The organism is Pseudomonas sp. S8 (assembly GCF_050473925.1).
In the GTDB taxonomy this organism is placed as follows: domain Bacteria; phylum Pseudomonadota; class Gammaproteobacteria; order Pseudomonadales; family Pseudomonadaceae; genus Aquipseudomonas; species Aquipseudomonas parakoreensis.
The window spans coordinates 4,310,724-4,330,388 of sequence record NZ_JBFDVZ010000016.1 but is presented as its reverse complement, the minus strand read 5'-3'; the positions used below and the strand labels follow the sequence as shown (position 1 = coordinate 4,330,388).

The 19,665-nt window shown below is 61.4% G+C and carries 20 protein-coding genes; 10 read left to right on the top strand and 10 right to left on the bottom strand.

What is annotated here, in order from left to right:
* Positions 1–35 precede the first annotated feature (35 nt).
* Positions 36–1,568, top strand: coding sequence for a sensor histidine kinase (locus tag AB1J88_RS20640; RefSeq protein WP_041073602.1), 1,533 nt, complete (start codon positions 36–38; stop codon positions 1,566–1,568).
* 168 nt (positions 1,569–1,736) lie between these two features.
* Here AB1J88_RS20640 and AB1J88_RS20635 read toward each other — a convergent pair whose 3' ends face one another.
* From AB1J88_RS20635 to glyQ, 4 genes are all read right to left on the bottom strand, one after another.
* Positions 1,737–2,516, bottom strand: a complete 780-nt coding sequence (locus tag AB1J88_RS20635) for a lysophospholipid acyltransferase family protein (protein WP_430291860.1) — start codon at positions 2,514–2,516, stop codon at positions 1,737–1,739.
* An 82-nt stretch (positions 2,517–2,598) separates the two neighbouring features.
* The gene (gene gmhB, locus AB1J88_RS20630) at positions 2,599–3,138 is read right to left on the bottom strand and encodes a D-glycero-beta-D-manno-heptose 1,7-bisphosphate 7-phosphatase (RefSeq protein WP_198758022.1); all 540 of its coding nucleotides are present in this window, start codon (positions 3,136–3,138) and stop codon (positions 2,599–2,601) included.
* Between the two features lie 4 nt (positions 3,139–3,142).
* Positions 3,143–5,197, bottom strand: a complete 2,055-nt coding sequence (glyS, locus tag AB1J88_RS20625; protein ID WP_108181234.1) for a glycine--tRNA ligase subunit beta — start codon at positions 5,195–5,197, stop codon at positions 3,143–3,145.
* On the bottom strand, positions 5,194–6,147 hold the full coding sequence (glyQ, locus tag AB1J88_RS20620) for a glycine--tRNA ligase subunit alpha (protein ID WP_003187265.1): 954 nt from the start codon (positions 6,145–6,147) through the stop codon (positions 5,194–5,196). Before glyQ ends, glyS begins: the two co-directional genes overlap by 4 nt.
* Before the next feature lie 81 nt (positions 6,148–6,228).
* Between glyQ and tag the strand changes: the two genes are divergently transcribed.
* The 3 genes from tag (at position 6,229) to AB1J88_RS20605 (ending at position 8,064) form a co-directional block, all read left to right on the top strand.
* Positions 6,229–6,786: a DNA-3-methyladenine glycosylase I gene (gene tag, locus AB1J88_RS20615; RefSeq protein ID WP_430291859.1), complete on the top strand. Its 558-nt coding sequence runs from the start codon at positions 6,229–6,231 to the stop codon at positions 6,784–6,786.
* A gap of 40 nt (positions 6,787–6,826) precedes the next feature.
* Positions 6,827–7,714: a lysophospholipid acyltransferase gene (locus AB1J88_RS20610; protein WP_047596996.1), complete on the top strand. Its 888-nt coding sequence runs from the start codon at positions 6,827–6,829 to the stop codon at positions 7,712–7,714.
* A 110-nt stretch (positions 7,715–7,824) separates the two neighbouring features.
* Positions 7,825–8,064 (top strand): PilZ domain-containing protein, encoded by a 240-nt coding sequence (locus AB1J88_RS20605; RefSeq protein WP_041073615.1) that lies wholly within the window; start codon positions 7,825–7,827, stop codon positions 8,062–8,064.
* A gap of 1 nt (position 8,065) precedes the next feature.
* Here AB1J88_RS20605 and AB1J88_RS20600 read toward each other — a convergent pair whose 3' ends face one another.
* From AB1J88_RS20600 to def, 5 genes are all read right to left on the bottom strand, one after another.
* Positions 8,066–8,380 carry a tetratricopeptide repeat protein gene (locus tag AB1J88_RS20600; protein ID WP_430291858.1) on the bottom strand — a complete coding sequence of 105 codons (315 nt, stop codon included), beginning with the start codon at positions 8,378–8,380 and terminating at the stop codon, positions 8,066–8,068.
* Between the two features lie 165 nt (positions 8,381–8,545).
* Positions 8,546–9,922, bottom strand: coding sequence for a Trk system potassium transporter TrkA (gene trkA, locus AB1J88_RS20595; RefSeq protein WP_003220233.1), 1,377 nt, complete (start codon positions 9,920–9,922; stop codon positions 8,546–8,548).
* A gap of 22 nt (positions 9,923–9,944) precedes the next feature.
* Positions 9,945–11,255, bottom strand: a complete 1,311-nt coding sequence (gene rsmB, locus AB1J88_RS20590) for a 16S rRNA (cytosine(967)-C(5))-methyltransferase RsmB (protein WP_430291857.1) — start codon at positions 11,253–11,255, stop codon at positions 9,945–9,947.
* A complete protein-coding gene (fmt, locus tag AB1J88_RS20585) occupies positions 11,252–12,211 on the bottom strand; it encodes a methionyl-tRNA formyltransferase (RefSeq protein ID WP_108181237.1) in 960 nt (319 codons plus the stop codon). The genes rsmB and fmt overlap by 4 nt, the downstream gene beginning before the upstream one ends.
* A 57-nt stretch (positions 12,212–12,268) precedes the next feature.
* Positions 12,269–12,775 carry a peptide deformylase gene (gene def / locus AB1J88_RS20580; RefSeq protein WP_027610272.1) on the bottom strand — a complete coding sequence of 169 codons (507 nt, stop codon included), beginning with the start codon at positions 12,773–12,775 and terminating at the stop codon, positions 12,269–12,271.
* 159 nt (positions 12,776–12,934) lie between these two features.
* Between def and AB1J88_RS20575 the strand changes: the two genes are divergently transcribed.
* The 4 genes from AB1J88_RS20575 to AB1J88_RS20560 all read left to right on the top strand — a co-directional run bounded on the left by AB1J88_RS20575 (position 12,935) and on the right by AB1J88_RS20560 (position 16,668).
* Positions 12,935–13,960 carry a LysM peptidoglycan-binding domain-containing protein gene (locus AB1J88_RS20575; protein ID WP_430291856.1) on the top strand — a complete coding sequence of 342 codons (1,026 nt, stop codon included), beginning with the start codon at positions 12,935–12,937 and terminating at the stop codon, positions 13,958–13,960.
* 82 nt (positions 13,961–14,042) lie between these two features.
* Positions 14,043–15,140: a DNA-processing protein DprA gene (gene dprA, locus AB1J88_RS20570; protein WP_430291855.1), complete on the top strand. Its 1,098-nt coding sequence runs from the start codon at positions 14,043–14,045 to the stop codon at positions 15,138–15,140.
* Positions 15,141–15,195: 55 nt separating this feature from the next.
* Positions 15,196–15,753, top strand: a complete 558-nt coding sequence (locus AB1J88_RS20565) for an L-threonylcarbamoyladenylate synthase (RefSeq protein WP_007962683.1) — start codon at positions 15,196–15,198, stop codon at positions 15,751–15,753.
* A 240-nt stretch (positions 15,754–15,993) separates the two neighbouring features.
* The gene (locus tag AB1J88_RS20560) at positions 15,994–16,668 is read left to right on the top strand and encodes a hypothetical protein (RefSeq protein WP_108181239.1); all 675 of its coding nucleotides are present in this window, start codon (positions 15,994–15,996) and stop codon (positions 16,666–16,668) included.
* A 65-nt stretch (positions 16,669–16,733) separates the two neighbouring features.
* Here AB1J88_RS20560 and AB1J88_RS20555 read toward each other — a convergent pair whose 3' ends face one another.
* Positions 16,734–17,711 (bottom strand): NADPH:quinone reductase, encoded by a 978-nt coding sequence (locus tag AB1J88_RS20555; RefSeq protein ID WP_086794075.1) that lies wholly within the window; start codon positions 17,709–17,711, stop codon positions 16,734–16,736.
* 163 nt (positions 17,712–17,874) lie between these two features.
* On the opposite strand from AB1J88_RS20555, the gene hemF reads away from it, so the two are divergent.
* Positions 17,875–18,789, top strand: coding sequence for an oxygen-dependent coproporphyrinogen oxidase (hemF, locus tag AB1J88_RS20550; RefSeq protein WP_430291854.1), 915 nt, complete (start codon positions 17,875–17,877; stop codon positions 18,787–18,789).
* A 9-nt stretch (positions 18,790–18,798) separates the two neighbouring features.
* On the top strand, positions 18,799–19,620 hold the full coding sequence (gene aroE / locus AB1J88_RS20545; protein WP_430291853.1) for a shikimate dehydrogenase: 822 nt from the start codon (positions 18,799–18,801) through the stop codon (positions 19,618–19,620).
* Positions 19,621–19,665: the final 45 nt, after the last annotated feature.

Here is a 19,665-nt window from a genome sequence, read left to right as displayed (position 1 = left end):
CATGAAACCATTCACTGTCCCCTGCCCTGTTTGTCATGATTAGCCCGCGTCGGCGTGAAAGCCGCGAGCCGAGTCAGGTTCAGCGCCTGTTTCGGCGATTGGTGCGTGAGTGGTTGTGGATAAGTCTAGTGCTGTTGCCGCTGACTGCCCTGTTGTCGTATCGCGCGCAGATTAATCTGCACGATGCGTCACCGGTTTGGAGCGCGTTGCTTTCGGCGGGATGGGTGGCGGTTGTCCTCGGTTTGCTGCCGTGGCGTCCGCGCTGGGCGATCTGGGTAACGCTGGGTGGGGTGGCGGGTGTGTTGCTCACCAGCGCCGCACTGGCGGAAGTTCGTCACTGGTGGTCACCGACGCCGGCAGCGCTTGGCATATTGTTCGGCTACCTGGTCTGGAACTGGCGGCGCCTGAGCGTGGTGCTGACGTACTTTGGCTGGGAACTGGCACGGCTGGATCGCGAGCCGAAAGTATTCCCGGAACGGCGCCGCGCGCAATTCACCAGCGCTGACCAGCTGCAGGGCCAAATCATGGCGCTGGAGCAAGCCATGAGCCGCACGCGCGATACCCGGCGCTTCATTGCCGACGGTCTGGAATACCTGCCGGTGGCGACCCTGATCAGCGATCCCAAGGGGCAGATTCTGCTCGGCAATCGCAAGGCGCGGGTATTGTTTGATCACCCGCTGGTTGGCGACGACGTCCTCGAGCATCTGGCCCGCCTCGGTTATCCGGAGTTGTCCACAGAACCACGTCCGGCGCTTTCCACCCTGGCGCTGCTGGAGTTTCGCGATCACAAGGAACGCAGCTTGCGTCTGGAACGGGCGGCTTTGCTGCCGGTGGATGGCGATACCCCCATCGGCTGGCTGCTGAGCCTCACCGACCTGAGTGCCGAACGCGCCGCCGAAGAGCAGCGTGGGGTCTTGTTGCGGTTTCTTTCCCACGACCTGCGCGCCCCACATTCAGCGATTTTGGCCCTGCTCGATGTGCATCGCCATCAAGCCGGAGCGGACTCACCGCTGTTCGAACAGATCGAGCGCCAGGTACGCCGCGCGTTGGAATTGACCGATGGTTTCGTGTTGCTGGCCCGTGCGGAATCCGAGGCTTACCAGTTTCAACCCAGTCTGTTCGCGATGCTGGTGCTGGACGTGCTGGATCAGGCGCTGCCCATTGCTCAGCAGAAAAGCATCAAACTGTTGCACGCGATGGATGAGCAATCCCAGGAGCGCCTGATCAGCGCGGATCAAGGCCTGTTGACCCGGGCCTTGTTCAACCTGTTGGAAAACGCCATCAAGTACAGCCCGGCAGGCACCACGATTCAGTTGAGCGTCAGTTGCCAAGGCGAGTGGCTGTGCTGTGAATTGACCGATCAGGGCAAAGGCATTGCCGCCGAGGAACTGCCGGATCTGTTCACTCAATACCGACGATTTTCATCGGCGCAGGGAATTGATGGTATCGGTCTGGGGCTGTCGATGGTCAAGGCAGTGATCGATCATCATGGCGGTCGCATCGAGTGCCACAGCATCGTCGATCAAGGCACTACGTTCCGGCTGCAGCTACCGTTGATGGCCGAGTGAACAGGCACAAAAAACCGGCTATATCAGCCGGTTTCTTTACTTCCGAAAAAAAACTTATGCACCTTTTACGGTGTTTTATGAGCTTGAGAAATATATAAGTAAATCAATAAGTTACTTTCAATATTCAGTCTTTTTCTACAAAACCGTACACAGGTTATCCACAAAATCTCAGACAGCCAGCTGATCATTCGCGGCAGGTGTCTGCGGCGCCGGTGGCAGCGAACCCATTTCGCGCTGAGTCTGTTCGTTCCAGGCCTGTACCCGGTCGTTCAGATCGGCGATGGCGCGAGGTCCAGTGCCTTCGGCGTACATCGGCTGACCGATGACCACGGTGATCACACCCGGCGTCTTGCCCCAGCCGATTTTCGGCCAGAACTTGCCGGCATTGTGTGCAATCGGCAGGACCGGAAGCGCCGCATTCACCGCCAAGGCGCTGCCACTGCGCGAGAACTTGCCAATAGTGCCGTGGGGAACGCGGGTGCCTTCCGGGAAGATCAATACCCAGACGTTGTCCTTGAGCAGCTCATCGCCTTTGGCTGCGACTTGCTTGAGTGCGGCTTTCGGGTTGTCGCGGTCAATCGCGATCGGCCGCAGCATGGCCATGGCCCAGCCGAAGAACGGCACGTACAGCAATTCACGCTTGAGCACCTGGCTCAAGGGCGAGAAATAAGCGGAGAGAAAGAACGTCTCCCAGGTGCTCTGGTGGTTCGACTGAATCACACAGGGCCGGTCCGGCACGTTTTCCGCGCCTTTGATTTCGTAACGAATGCCGAGAAACACCTTGGTCAACCACAAGGCGCAACGGCACCAGTACACGTTGATAAAACGATAACGCGCCTTGAACGGCAGAAAGGGCGCGATAAAAAAGCTCAGGCTGCACCACAGCAAGGCAGTGGTGCCCAGCAGCAGGTAAAAGAGAAAAATTCTGATGGCCTGCAGTATCGACATGGCGACGTTTACCGTTACGGGCACTGCCCGACTGTTCAAGCGCACTCCCGATCAATCCCTGGTCAGGAACTTCAGAAGCACTCTAGTTGTGGATAAGTTCTGCGGCAATCGCCGCCAGATCGTCAAAAATCAGGGTGCCGACCGGAAGGGTCTTGCCCAGAGTTTTTTCGCCTTTCCCGGTCTTTACCAAAACGGGCTGTGAATCGACGGCTTTGGCGGCCTCCAGGTCACCAAGGCTGTCGCCGACGAACCAGACATTCGTCAGCGCCACGTTGTAATGCGCCGCGATGGTTTGCAACATCCCCGGTTTCGGCTTGCGACAGTCGCAACCTTCGTCCGGCCCGTGCGGGCAATACACGATCAGCCCGACTTCACCGCCCTGCTCCGCCACCAGCGCGCGCAAGCGCGCGTGCATGGCGTCGAGGGTGGCGAGGTCGTAATAGCCGCGAGCAATACCGGACTGGTTGGTAGCGACCGCCACCGTCCAGCCGGCCTTGCTCAACTGCGCAATCGCCTCGATCGAGCCGGGCAGCGGAATCCACTCTTCCACCGACTTGATGTAAGCATCGGAGTCGTAATTGATCACTCCGTCCCGATCGAGAATCAGCAGTTTCAACAGCAGTCCCTCAACCCAGCAGCGAAATGTCGGCAACCCCGAGGAACAGACCACGCAGGCGCGCCAGCAGCGCGTAGCGGTTGGCCCGGACCTTGGCGTCTTCGGCATTGACCATGACGGCGTCGAAGAACGCATCTACCGGTTCGCGCAATGCCGCCAGACGCGCCAGAGATTCGTTGTACTGACGCGCTGCGGCCATTGGCTGCACCGCTTGATCCGCTTGCTGGATCGCCGAATACAGCGAGAACTCGTTGGCGTTGTCGAAGTATTTGGCCTCGACCACGGTCGGCACCGAGCCTTCGACTTTGCTCAACAGGTTCGATACACGCTTGTTGACCGCCGCCAGCGCCGCCGCTTCCGGCAGTTTGCGGAAGGCCTGTACCGCTTGCACACGCTGGTCGAAGTCCAGCGCCGAACCCGGCTTCAGGGCACGAACCGACAGGTAGGTGGCAACATCGACGCCTTCGTCTTCGTAACGCGCACGCAGACGGTCGAAGATGAACTCCAGCACCGAATCGGCCAGACCGGCAGCCTTGACCTTGGCGCCGAACGCAGTCACGGCGAAGGCCACGGCGTCGTTCAAGTCCAGATCCAGTTGTTTCTCGATCAGGATGCGCAGCACACCCAGCGCCGCACGGCGCAGGGCATACGGGTCTTTGCTGCCGGTTGGCAGCATGCCGATACCGAAGATACCGACCAGAGTGTCGAGTTTGTCGGCGATCGCGACAGCGGCACCAGTCAGGGTCGCCGGCAGTTCAGCACCGGCACCGCGTGGCATGTACTGCTCGTTCAGCGCCAGCGCGACATCTTCCGGCTCGCCGTCATTGAGCGCGTAGTAGTAACCGGCGACACCTTGCATCTCCGGGAACTCACCGACCATTTCGGTGGCCAGGTCGCACTTCGACAGCAAGCCGGCACGGGCCGCCCACGAAGCGTTGCCGCCGATGCGTGCGGCAATGTACGCCGCGAGTTTTGAAACGCGCTCGGCCTTGTCGTAGACGCTGCCGAGTTTTTCCTGGAACACCACGTTCTGCAGGCGCAGGTTGAAATCTTCGAGTTTCTGCTTCTTGTCTTGCTTGAAGAAGAACTCGGCGTCGGTCAGACGTGGGCGAACCACTTTCTCGTTACCGGCGATGATCTGCTGCGGGTCTTTGGATTCGATGTTCGCCACGGTGATGAAACGCGGCAGCAACTTGCCCTCGGCATCCAGCAGACAGAAGTACTTCTGGTTGTCCTGCATGGTGGTGATCAGTGCTTCCTGCGGCACGTCGAGGAAACGTTCCTCGAACGAGCACACCAGCGGCACCGGCCATTCAACCAGCGCGGTCACTTCGTCGAGCAGCGCCGGCGGCACGATTGCAGTGCCTTCCTGACGGGTCGCCAGTTCTTCGGTGCGCTTGCTGATGATCTCGCGACGCTCGTTGGCGTCGGCCAATACATAAGCGGCACGCAGGTCGGCCAGGTAGCTCGACGGCGAGCCGATGCGCACGTTTTGTGGATGGTGGAAACGGTGACCACGGGAGTCGCGGCCAGCCTTCTGCGCGAGGATGGTGCAGTCGATGACCTGGTCACCGAGCAACATCACCAGCCACTGGGTCGGACGCACGAACTCTTCCTTGCGCGCCCCCCAACGCATGCGTTTCGGGATCGGCAGGTCGTTCAGCGAATCTTCGACGATGGTCGGCAGCAGGCTCGCGGTCGGCTTGCCGGCGATGTTCTGGCTGTAGCGCAGTTTCGGACCGCTCTGGTCGATTTCGCTCAGCTCGACGCCGCACTTCTTGGCGAAGCCCAGGGCGGCCTGAGTCGGGTTGCCTTCAGCGTCGAAGGCGGCCTGACGTGGCGGGCCATCCAGGTTGATGCTGCGATCCGGTTGCTGGGTGGCCAGCGCGGTGATCAGCACGGCCAGACGCCGCGGTGCGGCGTAGACGGTTTTGCTTTCGTAGCTCAGGCCGGCAGCTTGCAGGCCCTTGTCGATACCGGCGAGGAACGCTTCAGCCAGGGTGTTCAGGGCTTTTGGCGGCAGTTCTTCGGTGCCCAGTTCAACCAGAAAATCTTGAGCACTCATTGTGCAGCCTCCAGCTTGGCCAGTACTTCGTCACGCAGGTCCGGGGTCGCCATCGGGAAGCCCAGCTTGGCGCGAGCCAGCAGGTAGGCTTGCGCAACGGAACGCGCCAGGGTGCGAACGCGCAGAATATATTGCTGACGCGCGGTCACCGAGATCGCCCGGCGCGCATCCAGCAGGTTGAAGGTGTGCGAGGCCTTCAGGACCATTTCGTAGCTTGGCAACGGCAGCGGCTGGTCGAGTTCGATCAGGCGCTTGGCTTCGCTTTCATAGAAGTCGAACAGTTCGAACAGTTTGTCGACGTTGGCGTGTTCGAAGTTGTAGGTGGACTGCTCCACTTCGTTCTGGTGGAACACGTCGCCGTAGGTCACTTTGCCGAACGGACCGTCAGCCCAGACCAGGTCGTAGACCGAATCCACGCCCTGCAGGTACATGGCCAGACGTTCCAGACCGTAAGTGATCTCGCCGGTCACCGGGTAGCACTCGATGCCGCCAGCCTGCTGGAAGTAAGTGAACTGGGTCACTTCCATGCCGTTGAGCCAGACTTCCCAGCCCAGACCCCAGGCGCCGAGGGTCGGCGATTCCCAGTTGTCTTCGACGAAGCGAATGTCGTGGACCAGCGGGTCCAGGCCGACATGCTTGAGCGAGCCCAGGTACAGTTCCTGGAAATTGTCCGGGTTCGGCTTCAGGACCACCTGGAACTGATAGTAGTGCTGCAGACGGTTCGGGTTTTCCCCGTAGCGGCCGTCAGTCGGACGGCGGCTTGGCTGCACGTACGCGGCGTTCCAGGTTTCCGGGCCGATGGCGCGCAGGAAGGTCGCGGTGTGGAAAGTGCCGGCGCCTACTTCCATATCGTAGGGCTGAAGTACCACACAACCTTGCTCGGCCCAGTATTGCTGGAGCGCGAGGATCAAGTCTTGGAAGGTACGCACGGCTGGCGTAGGCTGGCTCACGAAATTCACCTGTTTCTTGGGCTGCGATTTAAAGAGCGGGAGTATACCCGATTCAGTCGCACCTCCACCCCCTGGAGCCTTATGCCACGCTGCTTTTGGTGTACCGAAGATCCGCTGTACATGGCTTATCACGATCAGGAGTGGGGCACGCCGCTGCGCGATGCGCAGGGTTTGTTCGAGTTGCTTTTGCTCGAAGGGTTCCAGGCCGGGCTGTCGTGGATCACCGTGCTGCGTAAACGCGAGCGCTACCGCGAGGTGTTGTACGGCTTCGACGTGCAGCGTGTGGCGCAGATGAGCGACGCCGAAATCGCTGAATTGATGCTCGATCCGGGGATCATCCGCAACCGCCTCAAACTCAATGCCGCCCGGCGCAATGCCCAGGCCTGGCTGGCGCTGGAAGACCCGGTGGCGTTTCTCTGGTCGTTTGTCGGCGACCGCCTGATCATCAATCATTTCAAGGATCGCAGTGAAGTCCCGGCGATCACGCCCGAAGCGCTGGCCATGAGCAAGGCCCTGAAAAAGGCCGGTTTCACCTTCGTCGGCCCAACCATTTGCTACGCACTGATGCAGGCTTCGGGCATGGTCATGGATCACACTCAGGACTGTGACCGCTACGCGCAGCTGGTCAACGGCGGTTAGAATGGCCGCCTCGCGCACAGCACAAAATCAGGAGTGACCTGTGGAAAAGTTTAAAGGCGCCTTGCTGGTAGGCGCTCTGCGGCTGTTTGCCCTGCTGCCATGGCGGGCCGTGCAGGCCGTGGGTTCGGCGATCGGCTGGATCATGTGGAAAACCCCCAACCGTTCCCGCGACGTGGTGCGGATCAACCTTTCCAAATGTTTTCCACAGATGGACCCGGCCGAGCGCGAGCGCCTGGTCGGCCAGAGCCTGAAAGACATCGGCAAATCCCTGACCGAAAGCGCGTGCGCCTGGATCTGGCCGGCCCAGCGTTCGATCGATCTGGTGCGCGAAGTCGAAGGCCTCGACATCCTCAAGGATGCGCTGGCCTCGGGCAAAGGCGTGGTCGGCATCACCAGCCATCTGGGCAACTGGGAAGTGCTCAACCACTTTTATTGCAGCCAGTGCAAACCGATCATTTTCTACCGCCCGCCGAAGCTCAAGGCGGTGGATGAATTGCTGCGCAAGCAACGCGTGCAACTGGGCAACAAAGTCGCTGCTTCCACCAAGGAAGGCATCCTCAGCGTGATCAAGGAAGTGCGCAAAGGTGGTGCAGTGGGCATTCCGGCTGACCCGGAACCGGCCGAGTCCGCCGGGATTTTCGTGCCGTTCTTCGCCACCCAGGCGCTGACCAGCAAATTCGTGCCGAACATGCTCGCCGGCGGCAAAGCGGTCGGCGTGTTCCTGCATGCCCTGCGTCTGCCGGACGGTTCCGGCTACAAAGTGATCCTCGAGGCGGCGCCCGAAGCCATGTACAGCACCGATACCGAGGAGTCCTGTGCGGCCATGAGCAAAGTGGTCGAGCGCTACGTCGCTGCGTATCCGAGCCAGTACATGTGGAGCATGAAGCGCTTCAAGAAACGCCCGCCGGGCGAAGCGCGCTGGTACTGAGCAAGTTGGCACACTCTGTGGATAACCTGCAGAAGCTGCCGCAGGCTGCGATCTTTTGATCCAGCTTCTGCGGCTTATCCACAGCCTCGTTCATACAAGGGCGCATAAAGATGTCCGAACAACGCAAATCCTTCCGCATCAAGATCACCCACGACAGCTTCGGTGAGTGCCTGGGGCAGACGCGCAATCTGTCGGCCACCGGCGTGTATGTCCAGCATCCAGGCCTGGCTTCGTTGCCCAAAGGCGCGGTGGTTTATGGTCAGGTGCAAGGTTTACCCACAGGCGCGCCACGGGTGCGAATGGAAGTGGTCACGGTGGATGCCGAGGGCATTGGCCTGCGCTATCTCTAGCTTATTGCGCCAGGCGGTCGAGCTTCTTCAGAAACACGGTCATTTCCTTCTCCGCCTGCTTGTCGCCATGGGCGCGGGCGGCTTCCAGACCTTGCTCCCACGCCTGCCGCGCGGCGGCGTGCTCGCCCAGTGCAAGCTGAGCCTTGCCCAATAGTTTCCACGCCGCCGAGTACTTCGGATCGAAGCCGACACAGCGCTGGAAATGCTCGGCTGCCTTGGCGTTCTCTCCCAAATCCAGATAACCCTTGCCCAGGCCAAAGCGCAGCAATGAGTTATCCACACCCTTGGCGAGCATTTTTTCCAGGGATTCGAGCATCGGTGGAGTCCTTTTCTAGTGCTTCAGAAAGATCTGCGGTGCCGCCATCGCTGGCAAGAGCTCCCACAAGGATCTCGGGTGCACATCACATTTGTGAACAACCGAAAAACCTGTGGGAGCTGGCTTGCCAGCGATGGGGCCAATGAAGGCACCGCTCATTCAGGATCAGAAGAAGCTCAGACCCACATGAAACAGCTTCTCCACATCGCGGATATGCTTTTTATCCACAAGGAACAGAATCACATGGTCACCGGTTTCGATCACCGTATCGTCGTGGGCGATGATCACTTCTTCGTTGCGGATGATCGCACCGATCGTGCTGCCCGGCGGCAGGCCGATTTTCTCGATCGGCCGGCCGATGACCTTGCTCGACTTCGCATCACCGTGGGCAATCGCCTCAATGGCTTCCGCCGCACCCCGACGCAGTGAATGCACACTGACGATATCGCCACGCCGTACGTGAGCGAGCAAAGTGCCGATGGTCGCCAGTTGCGGGCTGATGGCGATGTCGATGTCGCCGCCCTGGATCAGATCGACGTAAGCCGGGTTGTTGATGATCGTCATCACCTTCTTCGCGCCCAGGCGCTTGGCCAGCAGGGACGACATGATGTTGGCTTCGTCATCATTGGTCAGCGCGAGGAAGATGTCGGCGTCGGCGATGTTTTCCTCCAGCAGCAGATCACGGTCCGAGGCGCTGCCCTGCAGCACTACGGTGCTGTCGAGGGTGTCGGAGAGATAGCGGCAGCGCGCCGGGTTCATCTCGATAATCTTCACCTGATAACGGCTTTCGATGGCCTCGGCCAGACGCTCGCCGATCTGCCCGCCACCGGCAATCACGATGCGCTTGTAGGTTTCGTCGAGACGGCGCATTTCGCTCATCACCGCGCGAATATTCTCACGGGCGGCGATGAAGAAAACTTCGTCATCGGCCTCGATCACCGTATCGCCCTGAGGCAGGATCGGTCGGTCACGGCGGAAAATAGCCGCGACACGCGTCTCGACATTCGGCATGTGCTCGCGCAACTGGCGCAGTTGCTGGCCCACCAGCGGTCCGCCGTAATAGGCGCGCACCGCCACCAGTTGCGCCTGGCCTTCGGCGAAATCGATCACTTGCAGCGCGCCCGGATGCTGGATCAGACGCTTGATGTAGTTGGTCACCACTTGCTCGGGGCTGATCAGCACGTCGACCGGAATCGCTTCATTCTGGAACAGCTGTTCTTCGCGATTGAGGTAGGACGCTTCGCGCACCCGGGCGATCTTGGTCGGGGTGTGGAACAGCGTGTGCGCGACCTGGCAGGCGACCATGTTGGTTTCGTCGCTGTTGGTCACCGCCACGAGCATATCGGCATCGTCGGCGCCGGCCTGACGCAATACCGACGGCAGCGAGCCGCGGCCCTGAATGGTGCGGATGTCGAGACGGTCGCCGAGGTCGCGCAGGCGCTCGCCGTCGGTGTCGACCACGGTGATGTCGTTGGCTTCGCTCGCCAAGTGTTCGGCCAGCGAACCGCCGACCTGCCCCGCACCGAGGATGATGATTTTCATCCAGTCACTCCGTTGAATCCGTTTAGCCGCGCGCGGCAGCGATCTTGATCAGCTTGGCGTAGTAGAACCCGTCATGCCCGCCCTGCTGGGCCAGCAGTTGGCGACCGTGGGGCTGTTTGATCCCGGCGGTGGTCGCCAGATCCAGTTCGCGGGCACCCGGCGTGCGCTCGAGAAACGCGGCGATGACGTCGGTGTTCTCGGTTGGCAAGGTCGAGCAAGTGGCGTAGAGCAGAATGCCGCCGACTTCCAGGGTTTTCCACAGTGCGTCGAGCAGCTCGCCTTGCAGCTGTGCGAGGGCAGCGATGTCGTCGGCCTGACGAGTCAGCTTGATGTCCGGGTGGCGGCGGATCACGCCGGTGGCCGAGCACGGCGCGTCGAGCAGGATGCGCTGGAACGGTTTGCCGTCCCACCACGCGGCGGTGTCGCGACCGTCGGCGGCAATCAGCTCGGCGCTCAGGCCCAGCCGCTCAAGGTTCTCCTTTACGCGCACCAGACGCTTGGCTTCCAGATCCACGGCCACCACGCCGGCCAGCGCCGGTTCGGCTTCGAGGATGTGGCAGGTCTTGCCACCCGGAGCGCAGCAAGCGTCGAGTACGCGCTGGCCGGGGGCGAGATCGAGCAGATCGGCGGCCAGTTGCGCCGCTTCGTCCTGCACGCTGATCCAGCCTTCGGCAAAACCCGGCAGGCTGCGCACGTCGGTGGCGGCTTCGAGGACGATGCCGTCGCGGCTGTAAACGCATGGCGCCGCAACGATACCCGCTTCAGTCAGCAAGCCGAGGTAGGCGTCGCGGCTGTGATGCCGGCGGTTGACCCGCAGGATCATCGGCGGGTGCGCGTTATTCGCGGCGCAGATCGCTTCCCACTGCTCAGGCCAGAAGGCTTTCAGGGATTTTTGCAGCCAGCGCGGGTGGGCGGTGCGCACCACCGGATCGCGCTCAAGCTCGGCGAAAATCGTCTCGCTTTCGCGCTGGGCGTTGCGCAGCACGGCGTTGAGCAACCCCTTGGCCCAGGGCTTTTTCAGCTTGTCGGCGCAACCGACGGTTTCGCCGATCGCCGCGTGGGGTGGCACGCGGGTGTAGAGCAGTTGATAGAGACCGACCAGCAGCAGCGCCTCGACATCGACGTCGGCAGCCTTGAACGGCTTCTGCAAAAGCTTTTCCGCCAGTGCCGACAGCCGTGGCTGCCAGCGCGCGGTGCCGAACGCCAGATCCTGGGTGAAGCCGCGATCACGGTCTTCGACCTTGTCCAGTTGCGTCGGCAGGGAGCTGTTCAGCGATGCCTTGCCACTGAGCACGGCGGCGAGTGCCTTGGCGGCGGCCAGACGCGGGTTCATTGCGCGTCCACCGCTGCACCCAACACAGTGCCGACGGCAAATTTCTCGCGGCGGCTGTTGAACAGATCGGCGAAGTTCAGCGCCTTGCCGCCGGGCAGTTGCAGGCGGGTCAGGCACAGTGCCTGCTCACCGCAGGCGACGATCAGGCCGTCCTTGCTGGCGCTGAGGATTTCACCCGGTGCGCCATTGCCGTCAGCCAACGTTGCGGCCAGCACTTTCAGCGCTTCACCATTGAGGGTGCTGTGGGTGATCGGCCATGGGTTGAAAGCACGCACCAGACGCTCCAGTTCGACCGCCGGACGGCTCCAGTCGAGGCGCGCTTCGTCTTTGTTCAGTTTGTGGGCGTAGGTGGCGAGCTCGTCGTTCTGCACTTCGCCTTCGAGGGTTCCGGCGGCCAGACCGGCAATTGCCTGGACCACGGCGGGCGGACCCATTTCGGCGAGGCGGTCGTGCAGCGTGCCGCCGGTGTCGTTGGCGCTGATCGGGGTCACGACCTTGAGCAGCATCGGCCCGGTGTCGAGGCCCGCTTCCATGCGCATCACGGTCACGCCGCTTTCGGCATCACCGTGTTCCACGGCGCGCTGGATCGGCGCCGCACCGCGCCAGCGTGGCAGCAGCGAAGCGTGGCTGTTGATGCAGCCCAAGCGCGGAATATCCAGCACGGCTTGCGGCAGGATCAGGCCGTAGGCGACCACCACCATCAAGTCCGGCTTCAGTGCGGCGAGTTCAGCCTGAGCCTCAGCGTTGCGCAGGGTCGGCGGCTGCAACACCTGGATATTATTTTCCTGCGCCAACTGCTTAACCGGGCTCGGCATCAGTTTTTGCCCACGACCGGCCGGACGATCCGGTTGGGTGTAGACCGCAACGATCTCGTAAGGGCTGTTCAGCAGGGCCTTGAGATGTTCGGCGGCGAATTCCGGGGTGCCGGCAAAAACGATGCGCAGTGGCTCAGTCATGAAAGGAGTCTCATAAAAAGAAAAAGGCTTGCCGCAGCAAGCCTTTGAAGAGGGGCATCAAGCGTTCTGGCGGTGCAGCTTTTCCAGTTTCTTCTTGATCCGGTCGCGTTTGAGCGTGGACAGGTAATCGACGAACAACTTGCCATTGAGGTGGTCGCACTCGTGCTGGATGCACACCGCGAGCAAGCCTTCGGCGATCAGTTCGTAAGGCTGGCCATCGCGGTCCAGTGCCTTGATTTTGACCTTCTGCGGGCGGTCGACGTTTTCGTAGAAACCCGGCACCGACAGGCAGCCTTCCTGGTATTGATCCATCTCGTCGGTCAGCGATTCGAACTCGGGGTTGATGAACACCCGGGGTTCGGTGCGGTCTTCGGAGAGGTCCATCACGACGATACGTTTGTGCACGTTGACCTGGGTCGCGGCGAGGCCGATGCCCGGCGCTTCATACATTGTTTCAAACATGTCATCGACCAACTGACGCACTTCGTCGTCCACTACAGCCACAGGCTTGGCGATAGTACGCAGACGCGGGTCCGGGAATTCGAGGATGTTTAAAATGGCCATAGGCTGATTGCTGCACGTATTGAGTAAAGTCGGGTCGATGGCCTGGCAGGTCCGAAGATGCAGGCTACCGTTGTGAAGCGTAGCCAATGCAATTTGCAGTAGCGAGCCACGGGGGCTCTGACGGTTCACGCGAACGCACATGATAAAGGGATTCGCTGCATGAGGAAAACACTACTCGCCCTGCTGCTTCTGGCTTCGGCCGCGGCTGCGCAAGGGCAAGTGCAACTCAGGGATGGTTTTCCACAGCAATACACGGTGGTTTCGGGAGACACCCTCTGGGACATTTCCGGCAAATACCTGCGCGAGCCCTGGCAATGGCCACAGCTGTGGCGGGCCAACCCGCAAATTGAAAACCCCAACCTGATCTACCCGGGCGACACGCTGACGCTCCGTTACGTCAACGGCCAGCCGCAGCTGACCCTCAATCGCGGCGAGTCACGGGGCACCATCAAGCTGTCGCCACGCATCCGCACCAGCCCGGTGGCCGAGGCGATTCCGAGCATTCCGCTGAAATCAATCAACAGTTTCCTGCTGAGCAACCGCATCGTCGACAAGGTCGAAGACTTCGACAAGGCGCCGTACATCGTCGCCGGCGATGCCGAGCGGGTGTTGAGCGGCACCGGTGACCGAATCTTCGCCCGCGGGCATTTCGACCCGAATCAGCCGGTGTACGGCATCTTCCGCCAAGGCAAGGTCTATACCGACCCGCAGACCAAGGAGTTCCTGGGGATCAACGCCGACGATATCGGTGGCGGTGAAATCGTCGCCACCGAAGGCGACGTCGCCACCCTCGCCCTGCAACGCACCACTCAGGAAGTGCGTCTGGGCGACCGCTTGTTCAGCGGCGAAGAGCGCTCGGTCAATTCGACCTTCATGCCCAGCGCCCCGAGCACCCACATCAATGGACTGATCATCGACGTGCCGCGTGGTGTCACGCAGATCGGCGTAATGGACGTGGTCACCCTGAACAAGGGCAGGCGCGACGGCCTCGCCGAAGGCAATGTGCTGGTGGTGATGAAAACCGGGGAAACCGTGCGTGACCGGATCACCGGCCAGCCGCTGAAAATTCCTGACGAACGGGCCGGTCTGCTGATGGTGTTCCGCACCTACGACAAGCTCAGCTACGGCCTCGTACTCAACGCATCACGCTCGTTGGCGGTGCTCGACAAGGTGCGAAATCCTTAGCAGGCTTAACAAGTTACCAACAGAGTTATCCACAGCTTGTTCCGAATGGTTCGGGACTTATAACGATCAAGGATGATCCACGATGCTGTCTGCCTGTACGCCGGTTTCCCCTGCGGAACTGGAAGCGCGTTTGCGCCTGCACCGCTTGCCGGAAATCGGCCCGAAACGTTTTGCCAAACTGCTTGAAGCTTTCGGCTCGGCGTCAAAAGCCATCAGTGCGCCGAGCAGTGCCTGGCGTGCGCTGGGTCTGCCGGCGGCGTGCAGTGACGCTCGGCGCAGTTGCGAAGTGCGCGACGGCGCGAGCCATGCATTGCGCTGGCTAGAGCAGCCGCAGCAGCATGTGCTGATGTGGGATCAACCGGATTATCCGGCGTTGCTGGCGCAGATTCCCGACCCGCCACCGCTGTTGTTTGTGGCCGGCAATCCGCTGATGCTGGAAAAACCGCAACTGGCGATGGTTGGCAGTCGCCGTGCTTCACGTCCGGGCATGGACACCGCCGCAGCGTTTTCCCGTAGCCTGGCCGGGGCCGGTTTTGTCATCACCAGTGGTCTGGCCTTGGGTATCGATGCGGCGGCCCATCAAGCAGCGCTGGACGTCGGCGGACAAACCGTCGGCGTGCTTGGCACGGGACTGGAAAAATTTTATCCACAGCGCAATCGACGCCTTGCAGATGCAATGATCGCCTCCGGCAGTGCGGTGCTTTCAGAGTTTCCCCTGGACGCCGGCCCGACGGCGAGCAATTTTCCCCGACGCAACCGGATCATCAGTGGTCTGTCCCTGGGCGTGCTGGTGGTAGAGGCCAGTGTCGCCAGCGGTTCGCTGATCACCGCACGACTGGCGGCGGAACAGGGCCGCGAGGTCTATGCGATTCCTGGCTCGATTCACCACCCCGGCGCGCGAGGTTGTCACCAGTTGATCCGCGACGGTGCGGTGCTGGTGGAAACCATCGAACACATCCTCGAAGCCCTGCGCGGCTGGCAGCAGCTGCCGTTATCCACAGATATGCTGGAGACCGGACACCCGTTGCTTGCCTTGCTGCATGCAGCGCCGCACACCAGTGAGGCTTTGGCCGACAGCTGTGGCTGGGCGTTGCCCAAAGTGCTGGCGGCGCTGACCGAACTGGAAATGGACGGCCGTGCGGTGTGTGAAAACGGTCGCTGGCTGGCCAGGACACGCTAGGTTTTACAGGGAAGATCGGTAAACTGCGCAAAACCTGTTTGCGGAGAGTTTTTTCATGGTCAACAGTTGGCGTGTGCAACAAGCCGCACGAGAGATTCGCGCCGGGGCGGTGATTGCCTATCCAACCGAAGCCGTCTGGGGGCTGGGTTGCGACCCGTGGAATGAAGAGGCGGTGGATCGACTGCTGGCGATCAAGAACCGTTCGGTGGACAAGGGCCTGATCCTGGTCGCCGACAATATCCGTCAGTTCGACTTCCTGTTCGAAGATTTCCCGCAAGAATGGATCGACCGCATGGCCAGCACCTGGCCGGGGCCGAACACCTGGCTGGTGCCGCATCAGAACCTGTTGCCGGAATGGGTGACGGGCGTGCACGACACCGTGGCTTTGCGGGTCAGCGATCATCCGCAGGTGCGGGATCTGTGCTCGATGGTCGGGCCGTTGATCTCGACTTCGGCGAACCCGCAGGGGCGGCCGGCGGCGCGCACGCGGTTGCGCGTCGAGCAGTATTTCCGGGGGCAGATCGATCTGATCCTCGGCGGCCAACTGGGTGGGCGCAAGAACCCCAGCGTGATCCGCGATCTGGCAACCGGCAAGGTCATTCGTCCCGACTGATCCTGCGTCGAAAACCTTTACCGTGAGTCTTCCTCGCCTGAATGGTGAGGAAGACTACGCGTGCCTGCGATTTATCCTGCAATGACGCTGTTTTCCATGTCGGAAAAGTCGCCAAGTGTCCGTATTCATTGATATTTCCCACCTGATTATCAGACTTTCTGGCGTGGCGGAATTGCCAAAAGCAACCATCCTTTCCCTGCACTTGAAACACTTCGATAAGTTAAGGTCTGCGGAGAAAGAATGGACACTACGAATTTGCAACTCACGGATTACCTGCGGGCGCTTCAGGTGACGTTGAAGAGTCACCATGACGGGTGTCGCATCGTGATGCTTGAGGCGGGGGCGGATACTCAGGAGTTCGACCGGTTTATCGATCGACAATTTCGGCTCCGGCTGCAGCATTACATGCTGACTTCACGGGCGCGGATGCTCGAAACCAGACTGGCGATAAAGTCGCGCAGTACTCACTTTCTGCTGTATCGCCACGATCAACTGCTGGCGGTATTGAGGGCGACTCCGGCACCGTTCGAATGGGTATCGCTGGCGCAGCAACACGTTTCTCCCACGGCGGCGCTGTCGCGCCATGTCGAATTCAGCCGCTTGATCTCCTACACACCCAATCAGCTACCGATCGCGGTCAATGGTCTGTTGGCAGCCGCTACCGAATGGGCCATCAAACGCGGCTATAAGGGCGTGACCGCGTTGTGCAGATCGCAACAGCTGCGCTTTTACCAGCGTTTCGGGCTGATGCCGATCGCCTCCAACGCGCTGCACATCGAACAGCGCGCACGCGGCGATTACTGGGTGGTGTCAGCCGAATGGCGGCAAATCCTCGCGGCGGTTCAACCGCCGGATCACGCGACGGTTGGCCATTTGGTGCAGAAACCGTTGGAGTGTCATCTGCCGAGGTGTTGAACGCGTTCGAACGGTGTTGCCAGCCGGGAAGTTGCAACCCTGACTGGCAAGCCGCCGAAGGTGGATCAGGGCAGCAGGATGGTCGAGCCGGTGGTGCGTCGCGCCGACAGTTCGGTCTGCGCCTTCGCTGCATCAGCCAGTGAATAGCGCTGGCTGATGTCGACCTTGAGCTTGCCGCTGATGATCATCTCGAACAGCTCGTCGGCCATGCGCTGCAGGTTCTCGGCATTGTTGGCGTAGGTCGCCAGGGTTGGCCGGGTCACGTACAGCGAACCCTTGGCCGCGAGAATCCCCAGATTGACCCCGTCCACTGCACCGGAGGCGTTGCCGAAACTCACCACCAGTCCGCGCGGCGAGACGCTGTCGAGCGAGGTCAGCCAGGTGTCCTTGCCGACGCCGTCGTACACCACCGGGACTTTCTGGCCATCGGTCAGCTCCAGCACCCGCTCTGCCACGTTTTCGTGGCTGTAATCGATGGTCGCCCAGGCGCCGTTGGCCTTGGCCAGTTCGGCTTTTTCCTTCGAGCTGACCGTACCGATCAGTTTCACGCCCAGCGCCTTGGCCCATTGGCAGGCCAGCGAACCGACACCCCCGGCAGCCGCGTGGAACAGAATGGTTTCGCCGCCCTTGAGTTCATAGGTCTGGCGCAGCAGATACTGTACGGTCAGGCCCTTGAGCATGACCCCGGCAGCGGTCTCGAAGCTGATCTCGTCCGGCAGCTTCACCAGATTGGCTTCGGGCAGGGTGTGCAAATCGCTGTAGGCACCCAACGGGCCGCTGCCGTAGGCGACGCGGTCGCCGACCTTGAACCGGGTGACGTCGCTGCCCACCGCATCGACGATGCCGGCACCTTCCGCGCCCAGGCCGGACGGCAAGGCTGGCGGGGCATACAGACCGCTGCGGTAATAGGTGTCGATGAAGTTCAGGCCGATCGCCTTGTTGGCCACCCGCACCTGATTCGGGCCGGGCGCGGCGGGCTGGTAGTCAACATACTCGAGCACTTCGGGACCGCCATGGGCACGGAACTGGATACGCTTTGCCATCTGCCTGCTCTCCTTGGGTCGTTTGTAAGCCCCCTATCCAACTCCCCTGCTTGATCTTCGTCAACTGCGGCACGCTTGCCTGCGGTGTTATGCTACGCGCCCATTTGCGCCGCCCCCTGCCTGCGGGGCGTGCGCGTAGTTATGCCCGATTCAAGGTGAAGCCATGACGACCCGCACCGACGCCGTAAAGGCCTATCTGCTCGACCTGCAAGACCGCATCTGCGCCGCGCTGGAAACCGAGGACGGCGGCACGCGCTTCGTCGAAGACGCCTGGAGCCGGCCTGCCGGTGGTGGCGGTCGTACCCGCGTGATCGAGAACGGTGCGGTGATCGAAAAGGGTGGCGTCAACTTTTCCCACGTGTTCGGCAGCGGTCTGCCGCCGTCGGCCAGCGCCCATCGTCCGGAACTGGCCGGTCGCGGTTTCGAAGCCCTCGGCGTGTCGCTGGTGATTCACCCGCACAACCCGCATGTGCCAACGTCCCACGCTAACGTGCGCTTTTTCATCGCCGAGAAGGAAGGTGAAGAACCTGTCTGGTGGTTCGGCGGCGGCTTCGACCTGACCCCGTATTATGGCAACGAAGAAGACTGCATCCACTGGCACCGCGTCGCCGAGCAAGCCTGCGCGCCGTTCGGGGCGGACGTCTATCCGCGTTACAAGGCGTGGTGCGACACCTACTTCCACATCAAGCATCGCCACGAACCGCGGGGCATCGGCGGCCTGTTTTTCGATGACCTGAACGAGTGGGACTTCGACACCAGTTTCGCCTTCATGCGCGCTATCGGTGACGCCTACATCGACGCTTACCTGCCGATCGTGCAGCGCCGCAAGCACGAGGCGTTCAGCGCCAAACAGCGTGAATTCCAGGAATTCCGCCGTGGCCGTTACGTCGAGTTCAACCTGGTTTACGACCGTGGCACGCTGTTCGGCCTGCAATCGGGCGGGCGTACCGAGTCGATTCTCATGTCGCTGCCGCCGCAAGTGCGCTGGGCCTATGACTTCAAGGCCGAGCCCGGCAGCGAGGAAGCGCGCCTGACCGACTACTTCCTGCAAGACCGCGACTGGCTGGCCCTGGCCTGAGGACTGTTGATGGATCGTTACGTCGTTTTCGGTAACCCGATCGGCCACAGCAAGTCGCCGATGATTCACAAACTGTTCGCCGAACAGACCGGGCAGCGCCTGGACTACAACACCCTGCTGGCGCCGCTGGACGACTTCAGTGCCTGCGCCACGGCGTTCTTCCAGGAAGGTCGTGGCGCCAACGTCACCGTGCCGTTCAAGGAAGAGGCCTATCGTCTGGCGAACAGCCTGACCGCCCGTGCACAACGCGCTGGTGCGGTGAACACCTTGAGCAAACTGGCCGACGGTTCGCTGCTGGGCGACAACACCGACGGCGCCGGTCTGGTCCGTGACCTGACGGTGAATGCCGGGTTCAGCCTGACCGGCAAGCGCATTCTGCTGCTCGGCGCTGGCGGCGCGGTGCGTGGCGCGCTGGAGCCGTTGCTGGCGGAAAAACCGGCGTCGGTGATCATCGCCAATCGTACGGTGGACAAAGCCGAGCTGCTGGCGGAGTTGTTCTGTGATCTGGGGCCGGTATCGGCCAGTGGTTTCGACTGGTTGCAGGAGCCGGTGGACGTGATCATCAACGCCACCTCCGCCAGCCTCTCCGGCGACGTGCCGCCGATTGCAGCAAGTTTGATCGAGCCAGGCCAGACCCTGTGCTACGACATGATGTACGGCAAGGAACCGACTGCGTTCTGCCGTTGGGCCAGCGAGCATGGCGCGGCGGTGTCGATGGATGGTCTGGGGATGCTGGCCGAGCAGGCAGCCGAGGCGTTTTTCCTGTGGCGCGGGGTGCGTCCGGATACGGCGCCGGTGCTCGCCGAACTGCGTCGCCAACTGGCGCAGTAACAGAGCCTTTGTGGCGAGGGAGCTTGCTCCCGCTCGGGTGCGAAG

What these genes read in the sequence shown, in the direction of transcription:
- hemF (WP_430291854.1), top strand. Translation starts at nt 17,875, where the DNA reads ATGACGACCCGCACCGACGCCGTAAAGGCCTATCTGCTCGACCTGCAA.
- AB1J88_RS20635 (WP_430291860.1), bottom strand. Translation starts at nt 2,516, where the DNA reads ATGTCGATACTGCAGGCCATCAGAATTTTTCTCTTTTACCTGCTGCTG.
- AB1J88_RS20605 (WP_041073615.1), top strand. Translation starts at nt 7,825, where the DNA reads ATGTCCGAACAACGCAAATCCTTCCGCATCAAGATCACCCACGACAGC.
- glyS (WP_108181234.1), bottom strand. Translation starts at nt 5,197, where the DNA reads ATGAGTGCTCAAGATTTTCTGGTTGAACTGGGCACCGAAGAACTGCCG.
- AB1J88_RS20555 (WP_086794075.1), bottom strand. Translation starts at nt 17,711, where the DNA reads ATGGCAAAGCGTATCCAGTTCCGTGCCCATGGCGGTCCCGAAGTGCTC.
- AB1J88_RS20640 (WP_041073602.1), top strand. Translation starts at nt 36, where the DNA reads ATGATTAGCCCGCGTCGGCGTGAAAGCCGCGAGCCGAGTCAGGTTCAG.
- AB1J88_RS20575 (WP_430291856.1), top strand. Translation starts at nt 12,935, where the DNA reads ATGAGGAAAACACTACTCGCCCTGCTGCTTCTGGCTTCGGCCGCGGCT.
- AB1J88_RS20565 (WP_007962683.1), top strand. Translation starts at nt 15,196, where the DNA reads ATGGTCAACAGTTGGCGTGTGCAACAAGCCGCACGAGAGATTCGCGCC.
- rsmB (WP_430291857.1), bottom strand. Translation starts at nt 11,255, where the DNA reads ATGAACCCGCGTCTGGCCGCCGCCAAGGCACTCGCCGCCGTGCTCAGT.
- AB1J88_RS20560 (WP_108181239.1), top strand. Translation starts at nt 15,994, where the DNA reads ATGGACACTACGAATTTGCAACTCACGGATTACCTGCGGGCGCTTCAG.
- dprA (WP_430291855.1), top strand. Translation starts at nt 14,043, where the DNA reads ATGCTGTCTGCCTGTACGCCGGTTTCCCCTGCGGAACTGGAAGCGCGT.
- AB1J88_RS20600 (WP_430291858.1), bottom strand. Translation starts at nt 8,380, where the DNA reads ATGCTCGAATCCCTGGAAAAAATGCTCGCCAAGGGTGTGGATAACTCA.
- def (WP_027610272.1), bottom strand. Translation starts at nt 12,775, where the DNA reads ATGGCCATTTTAAACATCCTCGAATTCCCGGACCCGCGTCTGCGTACT.
- aroE (WP_430291853.1), top strand. Translation starts at nt 18,799, where the DNA reads ATGGATCGTTACGTCGTTTTCGGTAACCCGATCGGCCACAGCAAGTCG.
- tag (WP_430291859.1), top strand. Translation starts at nt 6,229, where the DNA reads ATGCCACGCTGCTTTTGGTGTACCGAAGATCCGCTGTACATGGCTTAT.
- fmt (WP_108181237.1), bottom strand. Translation starts at nt 12,211, where the DNA reads ATGACTGAGCCACTGCGCATCGTTTTTGCCGGCACCCCGGAATTCGCC.
- trkA (WP_003220233.1), bottom strand. Translation starts at nt 9,922, where the DNA reads ATGAAAATCATCATCCTCGGTGCGGGGCAGGTCGGCGGTTCGCTGGCC.